At 33.2% G+C, this 17,083-nt stretch carries 16 protein-coding genes and 1 other annotated feature; of the genes, 2 read left to right on the forward strand and 14 right to left on the reverse strand.

Annotated elements, in window-relative coordinates; genetic code table 11:
* Positions 1-42: 42 nt before the first annotated feature.
* The 12 genes from udk to E2558_RS04655 form a co-directional block, all read right to left on the reverse strand.
* Positions 43-666, reverse strand: a complete 624-nt coding sequence (udk, locus tag E2558_RS04600; protein ID WP_126567019.1) for a uridine kinase — start codon at positions 664-666, stop codon at positions 43-45.
* Positions 666-1,934, reverse strand: a complete 1,269-nt coding sequence (locus E2558_RS04605; protein WP_126567020.1) for a peptidase U32 family protein — start codon at positions 1,932-1,934, stop codon at positions 666-668. Before E2558_RS04605 ends, udk begins: the two co-directional genes overlap by 1 nt.
* Before the next feature lie 14 nt (positions 1,935-1,948).
* Positions 1,949-2,872, reverse strand: coding sequence for a peptidase U32 family protein (locus E2558_RS04610; protein ID WP_126567021.1), 924 nt, complete (start codon positions 2,870-2,872; stop codon positions 1,949-1,951).
* 2 nt (positions 2,873-2,874) lie between these two features.
* Entirely contained in the window at positions 2,875-3,510 is a 636-nt protein-coding gene (locus tag E2558_RS04615; protein WP_126567022.1) for an O-methyltransferase, read from the reverse strand.
* 381 nt (positions 3,511-3,891) lie between these two features.
* Entirely contained in the window at positions 3,892-4,206 is a 315-nt protein-coding gene (locus E2558_RS04620) for a DUF1292 domain-containing protein (RefSeq protein ID WP_103298274.1), read from the reverse strand.
* A 14-nt stretch (positions 4,207-4,220) separates the two neighbouring features.
* Complete coding sequence (ruvX, locus tag E2558_RS04625) at positions 4,221-4,649, reverse strand: Holliday junction resolvase RuvX (protein WP_126567023.1); 429 nt, start codon at positions 4,647-4,649, stop codon at positions 4,221-4,223.
* 3 nt (positions 4,650-4,652) lie between these two features.
* Positions 4,653-4,913 (reverse strand): IreB family regulatory phosphoprotein, encoded by a 261-nt coding sequence (locus E2558_RS04630; RefSeq protein WP_126567024.1) that lies wholly within the window; start codon positions 4,911-4,913, stop codon positions 4,653-4,655.
* Between the two features lie 64 nt (positions 4,914-4,977).
* Positions 4,978-7,608, reverse strand: coding sequence for an alanine--tRNA ligase (gene alaS, locus E2558_RS04635; RefSeq protein ID WP_126567025.1), 2,631 nt, complete (start codon positions 7,606-7,608; stop codon positions 4,978-4,980).
* 66 nt (positions 7,609-7,674) lie between these two features.
* Positions 7,675-7,866: a binding site (T-box leader), on the reverse strand.
* Between the two features lie 33 nt (positions 7,867-7,899).
* Complete coding sequence (recD2, locus tag E2558_RS04640) at positions 7,900-10,347, reverse strand: SF1B family DNA helicase RecD2 (RefSeq protein WP_126567026.1); 2,448 nt, start codon at positions 10,345-10,347, stop codon at positions 7,900-7,902.
* 1 nt (position 10,348) lies between these two features.
* Positions 10,349-11,020 carry a tetratricopeptide repeat protein gene (locus E2558_RS04645; protein WP_126567027.1) on the reverse strand — a complete coding sequence of 224 codons (672 nt, stop codon included), beginning with the start codon at positions 11,018-11,020 and terminating at the stop codon, positions 10,349-10,351.
* Between the two features lie 100 nt (positions 11,021-11,120).
* Entirely contained in the window at positions 11,121-12,233 is a 1,113-nt protein-coding gene (gene mnmA, locus E2558_RS04650) for a tRNA 2-thiouridine(34) synthase MnmA (protein ID WP_126567028.1), read from the reverse strand.
* A 2-nt stretch (positions 12,234-12,235) separates the two neighbouring features.
* Positions 12,236-13,375, reverse strand: coding sequence for a cysteine desulfurase family protein (locus E2558_RS04655; RefSeq protein ID WP_126567029.1), 1,140 nt, complete (start codon positions 13,373-13,375; stop codon positions 12,236-12,238).
* 236 nt (positions 13,376-13,611) lie between these two features.
* Between E2558_RS04655 and E2558_RS04660 the strand changes: the two genes are divergently transcribed.
* Complete coding sequence (locus tag E2558_RS04660) at positions 13,612-14,616, forward strand: LLM class flavin-dependent oxidoreductase (RefSeq protein ID WP_126567030.1); 1,005 nt, start codon at positions 13,612-13,614, stop codon at positions 14,614-14,616.
* A 355-nt stretch (positions 14,617-14,971) separates the two neighbouring features.
* On the opposite strand, the gene E2558_RS04665 is transcribed toward E2558_RS04660, so the two are convergent.
* Both E2558_RS04665 and cymR read right to left on the reverse strand, forming a co-directional pair.
* On the reverse strand, positions 14,972-15,112 hold the full coding sequence (locus E2558_RS04665; protein WP_126567031.1) for an SAS049 family protein: 141 nt from the start codon (positions 15,110-15,112) through the stop codon (positions 14,972-14,974).
* 152 nt (positions 15,113-15,264) lie between these two features.
* Complete coding sequence (gene cymR / locus E2558_RS04670) at positions 15,265-15,687, reverse strand: cysteine metabolism transcriptional regulator CymR (RefSeq protein ID WP_103297199.1); 423 nt, start codon at positions 15,685-15,687, stop codon at positions 15,265-15,267.
* Positions 15,688-15,772: 85 nt separating this feature from the next.
* Between cymR and E2558_RS04675 the strand changes: the two genes are divergently transcribed.
* Entirely contained in the window at positions 15,773-17,041 is a 1,269-nt protein-coding gene (locus E2558_RS04675) for a replication-associated recombination protein A (RefSeq protein WP_168210214.1), read from the forward strand.
* Positions 17,042-17,083 lie beyond the last annotated feature (42 nt).

Below are 17,083 nucleotides of genomic sequence, written 5' to 3' on the forward strand. Positions count from 1 at the left end.
TAGAATAATTAAAAAATAACGTAATATTAGTTTACTTATAAGCTATTGTTTACTTACAAGTGTTTGGATCTTAGTTGTCATTATATCAATAGCGACCTTATTACTTCCGCCTTCTGGAATAATAATATCAGCATAGCGTTTAGTAGGTTCTATAAATTGATTATGCATAGGTCTGACAACATTTAAATATTGGTTGATTACTGATTCCATTGAACGACCACGCTCTTTAGTATCTCGTACTAAACGACGTAAAATTCTTAAGTCGGCATCAGTATCGACATATATTTTAACATCCATCATATCACGTAAAGTTTTATTTTCTAATGCAAATATACCTTCTACGATAATAACATCTTTAGGCTCAAATGCAATCGTTTCATCACTTCTAGTGTGATTAGTATAGTCATACGTCGGTACTTCTACAGCATGACCATTACGTAAGTCTTTTAAATTTTCAATTAATAGATCGTTATCAAATGCGAAGGGATGGTCATAGTTTGTTTCTAAACGTTCTTCAAAAGTTAAGTGTGATTGGTCTTTATAATAATAATCTTGAGCTAATAAGGCTACGCTATGACCTTCTAAATTCTTCATAATTTCATTAGTAACTGTAGTTTTACCAGAGCCAGATCCGCCTGCAATACCAATAATAGTTGTGTTCGTCATTATCCGATTTCCTTTCTCATCATGTTGTTAGGATAAATAGGATGATTTACCTTGATTTGGACAATTTGAAGTGGATGACGTGCAGCATCCAAGCGATTTCCTTCTTCATCATAAATCTCATCAATGACTTGTCTGAAACTTTCAATTTCAGGACCGAAGAATTCAATTTCTTGACCAGGTTTAAAATGATTACGTTGTTGGATAGTTGCAATTTGAGATTTAGAATCATAGTCTAGCACTAATCCACAAAAATCGTAAGGTGACTTTTTATTTTGTTGTAAACCAAACATTTGCTCTTCATATCCTGGTGTACCTTCAAAGAAAGCTGGTGCTGTATCTCTATTAGCACATTTGTCTAGCTCAATTAGCCATTCTGGTTTAATCTTAAAATTCTCAGGGTCTTCTGCATACGCATCAATCACTTTTCTATAAACAGAAACGACAGTAGCAATATAGTGAATTGATTTCATACGTCCTTCGATTTTAAGTGAATCGATACCAATGTCCATCATTTGAGGAATTGATTCTATTAATTTCAAATCTTTAGGACTCATAGCAAAAGGTACTACATCGCCATCTTGATAATATAAATCAAGTTCTCCATCCTCATCAACAGAAAGTAAATCGTAATCCCATCGACAACTTTGACAGCATCCACCTCTGTTAGAATCACGTGCTGTCATATGGTTACTTAATGTACATCTACCAGAATATGCAATACACATTGCACCATGAATGAATGCTTCAATTTCAATATCAACATTCTCTTTCATTTCCTTCATTTCCATAGCACCAGTTTCACGTGCTAATACAACTCGGTCTAAACCTTCTTCTTTCCAATATTCAACGGCTTTATAATTAGAAAGTGATTGTTGAGTAGAGAGATGAATTTCTAGTCTTGGTGCTACGCGTTTACATGCTTCAATAATCAGTGGATCAGCTACAATAATTCCTGTTGCACCGGTCGCTTCTAATTCTATTAAGTAAGATTCTAAACCATCGATATTTTCATCATGTGCAATAATATTAGTTGTTACATAAATTTTAGCGCCATATTGATTAGCAAATTCTACACCTTCTTGAATTTCTGCCATTGTAAAATTATCCGCATTAGATCTTAAACCATATTCCTGTCCACCTAGGAATACTGCGTCAGCACCATAATGTACAGCAATTTTTAATTTTTCCAAATTACCAGCAGGCGCTAATAATTCAGGTTTTTTAACTTTAGTTTTATTTTTTGAATTAATTTCAGCTAATGTTTTCATACAAGCGCCTCCTTTTAATAAACAGTTTGTTTGTATAAAAATCCTTCATCAAATGGACGATGTTCTGGTTGAATTTCTTCAATTGGATCTACTAACATAAATTTTTCATCTTCATATGCTTCAGGATCTTCATTATATAAATCTATAGCTTCTCTATATTGAGTAGTTACAGTATTGATATATTCTTCACTTTGTAGAACACCATCAATTTTAAATGAATCAATGCCAGCTTCAAAGAATGGTTCAAGTTCTTCGATTAAGCAAATATCATTAGGTGACATGATGTGTGTACCATTATAATCCTCGAACACTGGATATTTATTATCACGTTCTTCATCATATAATAACAATTCAGTATCATTTTTATCACGTTGAATTTTCATCTGTCTATCTTGGAATGTATAATAATTGCCAAGTAACATACGTTTAGATTGGAACATACAAGTCATACCATGTACCTGAACTTCAATTTCTACATCCGCATTCTCTTTAATATTAATAATTTCGTCTAAGTTTAATTCGCGTGCTAATACTGCTCGTTGTGCGCCTCTTTTACCCCAGTAGTTGCATTGGAAGTAGTTCGTCACTATAGTTTCAGCGTTCCAATTAAGAGGAATCGGATTACTTTGTTGCTTAATGAACATCACTACAGCCGGATCACCAAATATAATTCGATCGACGTTGACTTCATGTAAGAAATTAATATAATCTTCAAGCGCATTTAAATGATAATTATGGAAAATGCCATTTACAGCAACATAAACTTTTTTCTCGTTATCATGCGCTAATTTAACAGCTTGTTTAATATCATCACGATTAAATTCTCCAGCTAATCGTAATCCAAACTTTTCTTCCCCAATAACAAATGCATCAGCACCTAAATCAATTAATGTTTCCATATGAGCTAGTGATTTAGGGGTAACTAGTAATTCTGTCATTTTTATTCTCCTTTAATAGATATGGCTAACCCATCATCCATATTTACAAAATTAGTTTGATAATTTTCTTGAGCCATTAACCAAGTATTAAATTTCTGCACTTTTTTTACCATTTGTTTAACGTTTCTAGAGCGAACAACATCTATATCCGCCACAAAACCGTGATAAAGTACATTATCTGTAATGACAAGACCGCCTTTTTTAAGTAAAGGTGTATATAATTCAAAGAACTTTTTTGATTGTGCTTTAGCCGCATCAATAAATATAATATCGTATTCTTGGTCATTAACGTGAGAATATTGTTCTAATGCATTACCTTCTATTAGTCTGATTTGATTTTTATAACCGTATTTTTCAAAATTTGATTTAGCTTGTTGAATCATAGCTTCATCACGTTCAATTGTCGTAATACTTATATCATCTGAAATTGAAGCGAATTGCATTGAACTATACCCAATCGCTGTTCCTATTTCAAGTATGTTTTTAGCTTGATGTATTCTAATTAATTGTTTTACTAATTCTAGAGATAATCGATCTATTATAGGTACGGCATGTTCTTCAGCATAAGCTCTTAATTCTTCAATATGATTGTTTGTTTTTTCATGTATTCCAAGTAAATACTGTTGATTTGCTTCCATTTTTTACTTCCTTTTAAAATACAAAATAACATTAAAAATAATCAGTCTATTTACTGGAAGTTTTACTTCTTAATAAAAGTTTTAATTCGAAAACTTATTTGTTTAATGACTGATTGAATAATTAATATATGCTTATAAGATTTAAACTTTATATATTTTACCATAGTTTCAAACTAAATTTAAGAATGAATTTGGAAAATGGAAGCTTTATATTTGGTTTGAAATCATCATACGGTAAAATTCTAATTGAATATCACTATGATGTGTTAATTGACAGATAAAATATAATTTACAAAAAATCCCTCCATAATTAAATCACATTATGGAGGGATTCTAAATTCTAATATTTAATTTCACATGAACAGAATAGCTATTAAATCTCTATTCTTCCATGTTTGTATTAACAACTTCTTCAATCATATCCCATTCTTCATCCGTTTCGATTGGTACTAATTTACCACCATCGCCTGATTCATCAGGTTCGTTAATCATAGGGATAAGTTCGATCATATCATCGTCGTCAGATTGAGCGCCTTCTTCGGCTAAAATGACATATTCTTTTTTGAATTCAGGATGATAGAATTCTAACATTTTTCTGTATAAAACTTCATTACCATCTTCATCAAATAATGTTAATAATTCTTCTTCATTACTAATATTTAACTCAGAGTTATGGTCGTGATTATGTTCAGTCATAATTTAAATCTCCTTTATTGGATAGAATCTAAATAGCCTTGCAAAATAAATACAGCGGCCATTTTGTCAATAACTTTCTTTCTCTTCTGTCTTGAAACATCTGCTTCAAGTAGTGAACGTTCAGCAGCCATTGTACTTAAACGTTCATCCCACATAATTATTTCTATATCTGGTAATGCTTCTTGTAGCAACTTCTTGTATTGTAACGAAGCTTCGCCACGAAATCCAATAGAATTATTCATATTTTTTGGCAAACCAATTACTACTGAACCTACATTGTGTTCTTTGATAATTGTTACTAATTTATCAATACCAAATTCGTTATTTTCCTCATTGATTCTAAGAGTGTCTAATCCTTGGGCAGTCCATCCCATTAAATCACTAATTGCTATGCCTACAGTTTTACTTCCTACATCTAAACCTAAAATCTTGTGTGTTAACATAAATTATTGTTTATGCTCTTTAAGATAGTTTGAAACAAGTTCTTCCATAATTACATCTCGGTCGATATGACGGATTTGATTACGGGCATCATTTTGACGTGGAATATAAGCTGGATCACCTGATAGTAAATAACCAACAATTTGATTTACAGCATTATAGCCACGTTCTTCAAGCGTTTGATGTACGTTGATTAAGACTGATTCGACATTTTCTTTAGGGATTTCTTCATAATTAAACTTCATTGTTTTATCAATATTTTCCATAGATGCGACACTCCTCTAATACGAATTATCTTACATAATAATTTTACACTAGTTGATTACAAAGTTATAGGTTTTTAATGTAATCTTTAATAAAGCGTAATGAGTTTGTGATATTTTCAGGTTCAGTACCGCCACCTTGAGCCATATCAGGACGGCCACCACCTTTACCACCAACTACAGGAGCCATATTTTTAATAATATCTCCAGCTTTAATTTGACTTGTATATTCTTTAGGGACTGTTGCGATAAGTGAAACTTTACCATTAACTTCACTTGCTAAAATGATGATAGCATCTTGTTGTTTAGATTTAAAGTCATCCATTGTTTGTCTGATCTCTTTAGGATTTGAAACTTCAACTTCAGTAGCAAGTACTTTGAAGCCATTAATTGTTTCAATTTGATCTTCAATATTACCCATTTTAAGTGATGTAATTTCTTTATTACGTTGTTCAAGTTGTTTATGAAGTTCTTTTTGTTCATCTTGAATTTGTACTACTTTATCATAGACTTGATTGTCTGATTTTACTTTTAATTGAGTTTTAATAGAATTGAATTTATTTTGGACTTCTTCTAAGTATAAGAATGCTGCTTTACCAGTTAGTGCTTCGATACGTCTTACGCCTGCACCAGTACCTGATTCACTAACAATTTTAAATAAACCAATTTCAGCTGTATTATCTACGTGAATACCACCGCATAATTCAATTGAGAATGGTGCCATATTTACTACGCGCACGATATCTCCATATTTTTCACCAAATAATGCCATAGCACCCATTTCTTTAGCTTCAGCTATTGGCATTTCTTGGATGTGAACGGAAATACCTCTCCAAATTTCTTCATTTACACGTCTTTCTACTCGATCAATTTCCTCTTGAGTCATCGGACCAAAGTGAGAGAAGTCAAATCTTAATCTTTCACTTTCAACTAATGATCCAGCTTGGTTAACATGCTCACCTAATACTTCTTTTAATGCAGCGTGTAATAAGTGTGTTGCGCTGTGGTTCTTTTGAATGTCTTTACGTTCATCGCGATTTACGCTTGCATCTACTTCACTATTAACAGTAACCTGTCCAAATTGCACGACACCTTGATGCAAGTTTTGACCATTTGGCGCTTTAGTTACTTCATGAACTTCAATTTCAAAATTGTCATTACCTACTGTACCTTTATCAGCTACTTGTCCCCCACTAACAGCATAGAAAGGTGTATCTTTAAGAACAAAGTAAATAGTTTCGCCAGCTTCTACACTTTCAACTTTTTCACCATTGAAGATTAAATCTGTTAATGTAGTTTGGTAATCTGTAGTTTCATAACCTACAAATTTACTATCAGTATTGATATTTTTTAATACGTCACTTTGCACTTGCATTGATTGAGAACTTTGGCGTGCTTCTCTAGCACGAGTACGTTGTTGTTGCATTTCTTCTTCGAAAGTCGCCATATCAACACTAATGCCTTCTTGACTTGATAGTTCTTCAGTTAATTCAATTGGGAAACCATAAGTGTCATATAGTTTGAATGCATCAGAACCATTGATTTCATGCGTAGATGCTTTTGCTTTATCGATTAACTGATTTAAAATAGTTAAACCTTCTTGTAATGTTTCATGGAAACGTTCTTCTTCAGATTTCACTACACGTTGGATGAATTCAGCTTTCTCTTTAACGTTTGGATAATAAGGTTCCATAATCTCAGCCACGATATCAACTAATTTGAACATAAATGGTTCATTAATTCCTAGACTTTGACTAAATCTTACTGCGCGGCGTAATAAACGACGTAATACATAGCCTCGTCCTTCATTTGAAGGTAATGCACCATCTGAAATCGCAAATGCAATTGTTCTAATATGATCAGCAATAACTTTGAATGCTACATCTTGTTCAGCAACTTCTAGATATTTTCTACCTGAAACATTCTCAACATCATGAATAATAGGCATAAATAAATCAGTTTCATAGTTAGTACGAACATTTTGTGAAATAGAAGCCATACGCTCTAATCCCATACCAGTATCAATATTTTTATTTGGTAGCGGCGTATACGTATTATCTTTATTATGGTTAAACTCACTGAATACTAAGTTCCATACTTCTAAATATCTTTCATTTTCTCCACCTGGATACATTTCTTCTGCAGGATCGTTTTGACCATACTCTTCACCACGATCATAGAAGATCTCAGTATTCGGACCTGAAGGACCTTCACCAATATCCCAGAAGTTTCCTTCAATTCGAATAATGCGACTTTCTTCAAGACCAACCTCTTCATTCCATAAACGGTATGCTTCTGTATCCTCTGGATGAATTGTTACGTATAATTTTTCAGGTTCCATAGCCATCCATTTTTCACTTGTTAAGAATTCCCATGCAAATTCAATTGCTTCTTTTTTGAAATAATCCCCAATAGAGAAATTACCTAACATTTCAAAAAACGTATGGTGTCTAGCAGTAAAACCTACATTCTCAATATCGTTCGTTCTAATCGCTTTTTGAGAGTTAACAATTCTAGGTTTTCTAGGTGTTTCACGACCATCGAAATATTTCTTTAATGTTGCTACACCAGAGTTGATCCATAATAAAGAATCATCATCAATCGGTACTAATGGTGCAGAAGGTTCAACCATATGTCCTTTTTCTACAAAGAAATCAATATACATTTGACGAATGTCACTTGCTTTTAAATTTTTCATTTATTCCACTCCTAAACATTCTTTATTTAAAAAATTAAAGAAAAACAAAAAAACGTCCATCCTCAATCAAGGGACGAACGTTTTCGCGGTACCACCCTAGTTATAAACACACTGATTATTTCAAAATAACAATCATGTTTATCACTTAATTACAATATGAAACTATCATGAAGTAGCGTTCAACAATTAACCCTGCACTTTTCACCAACCAGTGCCTCTCTATAAGTGTTTAAATTGCCTACTCATCTTCATGTGAATTTAAATTTATTTTAAGTATTTTTCAGGTAAATGTCAACGTTCAACAAAGTCATATGGTGAAACATCCCCCATATTAATCATTGGATTAATTTGATAAATTGTTGCTTCACTTAAAACAATTTGATCTTGAACATCATTTGAGCTTATATCATCTTCTTCATTTGAACTATAGACGACATTCTCATCATTCTTATCTTGATTAGAATGAGTAGTTGAAGGTGCATCAACTTCAAAGTAAGCTTGTATCAACTCACGAAGTTGCGTTTGACGTGTTTGTCCTTGCGTATTCAAGCCAATTTCAAACGCTTTTGGATCACCTAATAAAACTAATGATTGTTTAGCTCGCGTAAGCCCCGTATATAATATTGGTCGCTGTAACATTCTAAAATATTGTTTAACTATCGGCATGATGACTATTGGGAATTCTGAACCTTGTGATTTATGAATGGATGTACAATAGGCATGTGTTAACTCTAATAAGTCTTGTCGCGTAAATGTAATTTCATTGCCTTCAAAGTCCACTACAAGAACATCTTTATTTAGTGCATTTTCCTTCGCCCAAAAAATGCCTACAATGATGCCAATATCGCCATTAAAAATATTATCATTAGGTCTATTCATTAATTGGAGTACTTTGTCTCCTTTTCGGAATTTAATATCTCCAAACTCAATTTCTCTAACATCATCATTTTTAGGATTTAAAATATTTTGTAATACTTGGTTAAGTCGCTTTATTCCAGCGCTTCCTTTGTACATTGGCGCTAATACTTGAATATCGCTCATATCATAGCCTTTATTCACGGCACTTGAAACAACCTTTTCAACTACATCGGGAATTTGATCTACGTTACAATTAATAAAACTTCGATCATGATATCGTTTCGTAATATCGATTGACTCACCATGTTTCATACGATGCGCTAAATCAATAATACTTGAACCATCTTGTTGGCGATACACTTCAGTAAGATTAACGCGTGGCAAGGCATTAGAATCTATTAAATCTTTAAATATTTGACCTGGTCCTACAGAAGGTAATTGGTCTTCATCTCCTACAAGAATAATTTGCGCGTCTAAAGGCACAGCATTTAGAAATTGATGGAACAACCAAGTATCCACCATAGACATCTCATCTATAATAATCAATTTCGCATTAATTTCATTATCTAAAATATCTTCAGGTTGTGTATCTTGATTCCAACCTATTAGGCGGTGAATTGTCATCGCTTCTAATCCTGTAGACTCTTGTAGACGTTTAGACGCTCGTCCGGTAGGCGCTGCTAAGACAATCGGGTAATCATCTTCTTCATAATCAGAATAATTCAATGATAAGCCATGAATTTCGGCATACAACTCAACAATTCCTTTTATAACTGTCGTTTTACCTGTACCCGGCCCACCTGTTAAAAGCATAATTTTAGAATTAATAGCGGTTTGCAACGCTTCTTTTTGTGAAGGCGCATAACTTACATTATTACTGTCTTCAATCTCTCCAATATGCAATTGCAAATCGGATTGTTCTATTTCTTTGAGTTTATTTTTATACGTTTTTATACGATATAAGTTTTGGACGCTTTTTAATTCAGAATAATAAAGACTTGGTATAGCCACACGATCATTTTCAAAAACAAGTTTAGTTTCTTCCGCCAGTTGCTGTAATACTTCTTCTAATTGATTTACCTCTACTACTTCATTATTACGCGGGTCACTTAACATTTCTTGAGTAACTTCAATTACAAATTGATAAGACAAGTATGTATGACCTTGTTTAATACATTCCTCTTCTAACGTATATAGAAGCCCTGCTTTCAATCTTTCTGGATCATTATATTCAATTCCATTTTTACGCGCTAATGTATCAGCTTTTTGAAACCCTATTCCTTTCACATCGTAGACAAGTTGATAAGGATTTTTCTCTAATACATTTAATGTTTCTGATTGATAAAATTGATAAATTGCCATCGATAATTTAGGACCAAACCCTAAATCGTGTAAGCGAATCATCACTTTTTCTGACTCTTGATTTGCGCTAATTTGTTCAGCAATTTGCTGTTGTTTCTTTTTAGGTAAACTCGGCACTTTTTCTAAAACAGTAGCATCATTCAAAATATCGTTTATCGCATTTTCACCTAATGTATTAACAATATTTTGAGCCGTTTTTTTACCTATCCCTTTGAAAAGGTCACTTGATAAATAGCTCACAATAGCATCTTTAGTTTGTGGTAACTCTTTTTCAAATGTTTCAGCCTTTAACTGTTTACCATAGCGAGGATGTTCAACCACTTGTCCTTTAAACGTATAAACATCGCCTTCAGCTATATTTGGAAAGAACCCTACAACTGTGGGTAAGTTATCACATGATTCATTCGTTTCTATGGTATCAACTTTAAGAACAGTATAGAAATTATCTTGATTCTGAAATAAAATAGCGTCTACTGTTCCCTTAATCATTGAATAGTCAAATAGTGTAGGGTCTGACATATTATTCCTCCTGCGCTTTTAGAGATTGAAAAGTTTGTTTCGCATGCTGACTTAACAAGTGTTTAGGATCAATTTCAATTGCTTTATCAAAATAAGCAACCGCCGCATCTACATCTTCTGTTTCCATGTATGTGGCAAGACCTATATTATATAAAGCATCAACATGTTTAGAATCAATAGTGAGTACATTTTTTAACTGTTTGATAGCTTCCTTAAACAATTCTAAATGACATAACACTAATCCATATTGAAATTGGACTTCTGCATCGTTTTTATCATCAAGTTCAGCTGCAGTCATTAAAAACGGCATAGCTTCTCTATGTGAGTCTAGTTGATTAAATGCCATGCCAATCATATAGTTAGTATCCACCTTATCCATATCATATTTTAAAGCAAGTTGATATAGCTTGATAGCTTCTTGATAACGGTCTTGATTATAATATAAGTTAGCTAAATTATAATAAACTGCACCATTCTTGTCATCAATTGTCATTGCTTTTTGGAAAAAGCGCTCCGCTTTCTCAACTTCGCCTGCGTCTGCTAAGACAATACCAGCATTGATATAATTTTCCACTACGTCTGGTTCTTCTTCAATATTATTAAATAAAGCTTGAAGTGCTTGTTCTAGCTGTCCTTCTTTTATCCATTCATAAATTGTTTCTTGCTTTATCATTATGAACCTCCTCAAATTTATGTATTAAATATGAAAATAATCTATAAAATAAAAGAACTGGGACATTATTATTCCCAGCCTTTCATAAAAAATATTTAAATTAAACCACGTAACTTAATTGGCCAGTCGTTTTATATACATCATCAATTGTAGCCCCGCCAAGACAAACTTCTTCGTCGTAAAATACAACTGCTTGACCAGGCGTAATGGCACGTACAGGTTCATCAAAAGTCACGCGAATTGAATTATCAGTTTCTTTTTGTACAAATACTTTAGTATCTTTTTGACGATATCTAAATTTAGCTGTACATTCAAATCCTTCTTCTAAATCAACAGGATTAACAAATGAGAAATCTGAAGCAATGAGATAATCACTATACAATGCACTATGATGGAAACCTTGTTCAACATATAGCACGTTATCTTGTAAGTTTTTACCAACTACAAACCAAGGATCTCCGTCTCCACCAATTCCTAAACCGTGACGTTGCCCAATCGTATAATACATTAATCCACTATGCATACCCATTTTCTTGCCATCTAATGTTCTCATTTCACCTGATTGAGCTGGAAGATATTGAGACAAGAATGATTTGAAATTACGTTCACCAATAAAACAAATACCTGTAGAATCTTTCTTTTTAGCCGTAGCTAAATCTTGTTCTTCTGCAATTCTACGTACTTCTTTTTTCTCAATGTCACCAATTGGGAACATGACCTTAGATAATTGTTGTTGAGATAATTGATTTAAGAAATATGTTTGATCTTTATTGTTATCAATGCCTCTTAACATTTCTACATGCCCATCTTCATGACGACGAATACGAGCATAATGTCCTGTTGCCACATAGTCTGCTCCTAATTTAAGCGCATGTTCTAAGAATGCTTTGAATTTAATTTCTTTATTACACATTACATCCGGATTAGGCGTGCGTCCTTTTTTATATTCATCTAAAAAGTAAGTAAATACTTTATCCCAATATTCTTGTTCAAAGTTCACTGCATAATAAGGTATACCAATTTGGTTACATACAGCAATTACATCATTATAATCTTCTGTTGCTGTACATACGCCATTCTCATCAGTGTCATCCCAGTTTTTCATAAAAATACCAATGACATCATAACCTTGTTCTTTTAATACATGAGCAGTAACTGAACTATCAACGCCACCAGACATACCAACTACAACGCGTATATCTTTGTTTGACAATTTTATTCCTCCTTAAATTTATGATAAATCTTATGAATTTCAGCTACGATATGTTTAATTTCTTGCTCAGTCGTTTGTTCGTTAAAGCTAAAACGTACTGAATGTTTAGCTCGTTCTTCATCTTCATACATCGCTGCTAAAACATGTGAAGGAGTAGTTGACCCAGCTGTACATGCTGACCCAGAAGAAACATAAATATTCGCTAAATCTAACAATGTTAACATTGTTTCTACATCTATAAATGGGAAATATAAATTTAATATATGTCCAGTTGTTTCTACCATAGAACCGTTCACTTCGAAAGGAATTGCACGTTCTTGTAAACTAACTAAAAACAATTCTTTTAGTTGCATTAAATGAATATTGTTATTGTCTCGATTTTTATCAGCGAGTTCAAGTGCTTTGGTTAAACCAACGATTTGCGCTAAATTTTCAGTTCCAGCACGACGTTTCGTTTCTTGTTCGCCACCTAATTGAGAGAATTCGATAGGTGTCTGATCTTTAACTAATAACAGGCCAACGCCTTTAGGTCCTCCAAATTTATGTGCAGTCACACTCATAGTATCAATCTTGAAGTCTTCGAACTTAATATCAAGATGGCCTACAGCTTGTACAGCATCAACATGTAATAATGCACTTGATTGAGCAACGATATCCTCAATATCATAGATTGGTTCAACTGTACCAACCTCATTGTTAACGAACATGATTGAAACCAAAATCGTATCTTCAGTTAACGCTTCTTCTAATTGATCTAAGTCAACTTTACCTGTATCATCTACATCTAAATAAGTGACATCATAGCCTTCTTTTTCAAGTTCTTCAAAGACATGTAGTACTGAGTGATGCTCGATTTTAGTAGTAATGATATGATTTCCTAAATGTTCATTTTCATAGACTAAACCTTTAATAGCAGTGTTATTGGATTCAGTAGCACCACTCGTAAAAATCACTTCACTAGGTTTAGCACCTAGAAGTTTAGCGACTGTTCTTCTAGATTCATCTAGATAGCGACGTGCATCTCGCCCTATTGTATGAATTGAAGATGGATTACCATAATGCGATTGATAAATTTCCATCATTGCATCTATTACTTCTGGTTTAACTGGGGTAGTTGCAGCATAGTCTGCATATACTTCCATTATTTTGTACACTCCTCACAATATTATCAATGTTCCTATAATAGCACCTAACTATCAATTTTTCTACATTGTTGTTTGTAACTCCATTACTTAATATTTTAACATTTATCCCTTGCCTATTTATATACATTTTATTTTTGAAAATGTCTTTTACATAAGTAGTGAGCAAATTAATAACTCATCGTTAGTCATCTTGTTACACTAAGTCATAGTAAAAAATAAAGGAGTCTTTGCAAATGTCTAATATGAAATTTTCTGCACTAAATTTAGTGCCTATTAAAGAAGGTCAAAGTGATAAAGACGCCATTAACGATATGGTTACGTTAGCACAAAAACTTGAAGAACTTGATTATGAAAGATATTGGATTGCTGAACATCATAATGCACCTAATTTAGTAAGTTCAGCTACAGCATTACTCATCCAACATACATTGGAACACACTCAAAGTATCAAGGTAGGTTCCGGCGGTATCATGTTACCTAATCATGCGCCTTTAATAGTGGCAGAACAATTTGGTACTATGGAAACCCTTTTCCCAAATAGAGTGAATCTTGGTTTAGGAAGAGCTCCTGGTACAGATATGATGACAGCAAGTGCATTACGCCGAGACCAACATAATGGTGTTTACGCCTTTCCTGAAGAAGTGGAACAACTTCAAACATACTTCGGACCAGGCAATCAACAAGCCTATGTGCGTGCTTATCCAGCAGTAGGAAAAAATGTACCATTATTTATTCTAGGTTCATCAACAGATTCAGCGCATTTAGCAGCACGCAAAGGTTTACCTTATGTATTTGCTGGTCATTTTGCTCCTCAACAAATGAAAGAAGCAATTCAAATATATAAAGAATTATTTGAACCTTCTGAGGTATTGCAAGAGCCCTATATGATTGTTTGTTTAAACGCTATTATTGCTGAAACAGATGAAGAAGCTGAATATTTAGCAAGTACACTAGCGCAAGTGTTTATTGGTATTGCTCGCGGTAGAATGCAACCGGTTCAACCACCAACAAATGATTTACAAGGATTATTAACCCCACGTGAATATGAAATGGCTAAACAAAGATTTAATGATTCATTAATTGGTTCAGAAGCTACAGTTAAACAGAAATTAGAAGATTTTATTGAAGAATATGGAGAAATTGATGAGCTAATGGGTATTAGTTATATTTATGATCAAGATAAACAATTTGAATCCTTTGAGCGCTTGAAAAATGTAATTCAATCTTTAAATAAGTAATAGTCGAAAGTAATAAGTTAGTAAAGTAGTTCTTAGATAGATATTTACTCGTTTAAGTTGTTGCGCTTTCCTGGGGTGCTGTCTCAGCCTGCAGTCTTCGACTAGCACTGCTCCCCTAGGAGTCTTCACAACTACACTTCGTAATCTATCTTAGAACTACTTACGTAAGTGTGTGATTACTTAAGAACATCAATAATTCTAAATCTCTCAGGCGTCATAAAGCTATACTTGGTGATTTCACAATTTTATATAATTAAATACTATATATAATTAACCCTTCAATTATTTTGGATAGTTTTTGAAGGGTTTTATGGTATAAAAAAAGGACGGTAGATACCGTCCCTAAAATTGATAATTATTTATCATCTTTGTCTTTTTTGTCACTGTCGTTACCGCCAGTGTATTCGTTGATTTTATCTTTTACTTTATCAACTTGTTCGTTATCGCTATCTTTGAATTTGTCTGCAGCTTCTTTAGCTTTATCCATGAATCCCATAATGAAATTCTCCTTTCAAATTTAAGCATAATTTAATTAATAACTAATTTATGTTTAATCTACGATAACAATTAATAATCAAGTATTATCGATTGGATGTATTATATAGATACCCGATTATTATATTAATAAACTCATTTATCAAAAAGTTTTTAAATATAAAACATATATCCATCTAATTTATCATCAGTTTCAATATAATCTGCTAAATATTTTAAAGTTGTATTATCTAAAACTTCACGTACAGCATCTCTCATACGAAGCCATAATTGTTTTTGAGCAGGTGGTTCTGACTCAATACTTTCTACAATCGTAATAGGACCTTCTAATAAGCGAATGATATCGCCTGCTGTAATTTCGTCAGCTGGTACTCTTAGTTGATAACCACCTTTAGCACCACGAACACTTCGAATTAATCCAGCATTTCTTAAAGGGCCTACGAGTTGTTCTAGATATAAGTCACTTAGACTATTTTCTTCTGCGATTGTTTTTAATGATACACACCCTTGTCCTTCTCTTTTGGCTAGGGATATCATTAAAGTTAACCCATATCTCCCTTTCGTTGATATTTTCATAACATTACCTCACTTAATTCGAATAATATATATTCCCATTTTAGCATTTTTTCAGTTAAGATAGTAATAGAAAGGTGTGAAAATCGTGAGTACTGAACCATTAGCTTCAAGGATGCGCCCTACAAATATAGATGAGATTATTTCACAACAACATTTAGTGGGCCCTAAAGGTATCATTAGACGTATGGTTGAAACCAAACGTTTATCCTCAATGATTTTTTATGGACCTCCTGGAATTGGTAAAACAAGTATAGCTAAGGCTATTTCGGGAAGTACTGAATATAAATTTAGACAGCTTAACGCAGTAACTAATACTAAAAAAGATATGCAATTAGTAGTTGAAGAAGCAAAAATGTCTGGGCAAGTCATTTTATTATTAGATGAAATTCATCGCTTAGACAAAGCGAAACAAGATTTTTTATTACCACATCTTGAGAATGGAAAGATTGTATTAATTGGAGCAACTACTTCTAATCCATACCATGCTATCAATCCTGCTATACGATCAAGAGCTCAAATATTTGAGTTGTATCCCTTGGATGAGAATGACATCCGCGTAGCCCTTGAAAGAGCCTTGTCAGATGAAGAACGAGGCTTAAAATTATATCACCCAATTGTTGATGAAGATGCACTTGAATACTTTTCAACTCAAAGTCATGGAGATGTTAGAAGTGCATTAAACGCTTTAGAATTAGCGGTGTTAAGTGCAGATGTAACAAATGAGCAGCGTCATGTTTCACTATCAGATGCTAAAGATTGCTTACAAAAAGGCGCTTTCGTTAGTGATAAAGATGGAGATATGCACTATGATGTGATGAGTGCTTTTCAAAAATCAATTAGAGGGAGCGATGTAAACGCGGCATTACATTATTTAGCACGATTAATTGAAGCTGGAGATTTACCTACTATAGTCAGACGATTATTAGTCATTAGTTATGAAGATGTAGGACTCGCTTCGCCAAGTGCTGGACAACGAACACTTGCAGCTATTCAATCTGCTGAACGCTTAGGTTTCCCTGAAGCACGTATTCCTCTTAGCCAAGCAGTAATAGAACTTTCGTTATCTCCAAAGTCTAATTCAGCTATTACAGCAATAGACAGCGCATTGAGCGATATACGTAAAGGACACGTTGGTCAAATCCCAGACCATTTAAGAGATGGTCATTACAAAGGCGCAAAAGAATTAGGAAGAGCTATTGGCTATAAATATCCTCATAACTATGATAATGGCTATGTAGTTCAACAATATTTACCAGATAAATTAAAAAACAAAATTTATTACGAACCAAAGACTACTTCAAAAAGTGAGCAACAATTTAAAGCAGTATATGACAATCTTCGTAATAAAAGATAAAGTTAAAGACTATGAAATATTGAGTGATCACTCATCTCAATT

The organism is Staphylococcus pragensis (assembly GCF_004785665.1).
In the GTDB taxonomy this organism is placed as follows: Bacteria; Bacillota; Bacilli; order Staphylococcales; family Staphylococcaceae; genus Staphylococcus; species Staphylococcus pragensis.

Coding starts and splice junctions, on each gene's coding strand:
- recD2 (WP_126567026.1), bottom strand. CDS start 10,347: ATGTCAGACCCTACACTATTTGACTATTCAATGATTAAGGGAACAGTA.
- E2558_RS04610 (WP_126567021.1), bottom strand. CDS start 2,872: ATGACAGAATTACTAGTTACCCCTAAATCACTAGCTCATATGGAAACA.
- E2558_RS04665 (WP_126567031.1), bottom strand. CDS start 15,112: ATGGGATTCATGGATAAAGCTAAAGAAGCTGCAGACAAATTCAAAGAT.
- cymR (WP_103297199.1), bottom strand. CDS start 15,687: ATGAAAATATCAACGAAAGGGAGATATGGGTTAACTTTAATGATATCC.
- alaS (WP_126567025.1), bottom strand. CDS start 7,608: ATGAAAAATTTAAAAGCAAGTGACATTCGTCAAATGTATATTGATTTC.
- E2558_RS04620 (WP_103298274.1), bottom strand. CDS start 4,206: ATGACTGAACATAATCACGACCATAACTCTGAGTTAAATATTAGTAAT.
- ruvX (WP_126567023.1), bottom strand. CDS start 4,649: ATGTTAACACACAAGATTTTAGGTTTAGATGTAGGAAGTAAAACTGTA.
- udk (WP_126567019.1), bottom strand. CDS start 666: ATGACGAACACAACTATTATTGGTATTGCAGGCGGATCTGGCTCTGGT.
- E2558_RS04605 (WP_126567020.1), bottom strand. CDS start 1,934: ATGAAAACATTAGCTGAAATTAATTCAAAAAATAAAACTAAAGTTAAA.
- E2558_RS04615 (WP_126567022.1), bottom strand. CDS start 3,510: ATGGAAGCAAATCAACAGTATTTACTTGGAATACATGAAAAAACAAAC.
- E2558_RS04660 (WP_126567030.1), top strand. CDS start 13,612: ATGTCTAATATGAAATTTTCTGCACTAAATTTAGTGCCTATTAAAGAA.
- E2558_RS04645 (WP_126567027.1), bottom strand. CDS start 11,020: ATGATAAAGCAAGAAACAATTTATGAATGGATAAAAGAAGGACAGCTA.
- E2558_RS04655 (WP_126567029.1), bottom strand. CDS start 13,375: ATGGAAGTATATGCAGACTATGCTGCAACTACCCCAGTTAAACCAGAA.
- E2558_RS04630 (WP_126567024.1), bottom strand. CDS start 4,913: ATGGAAAATATTGATAAAACAATGAAGTTTAATTATGAAGAAATCCCT.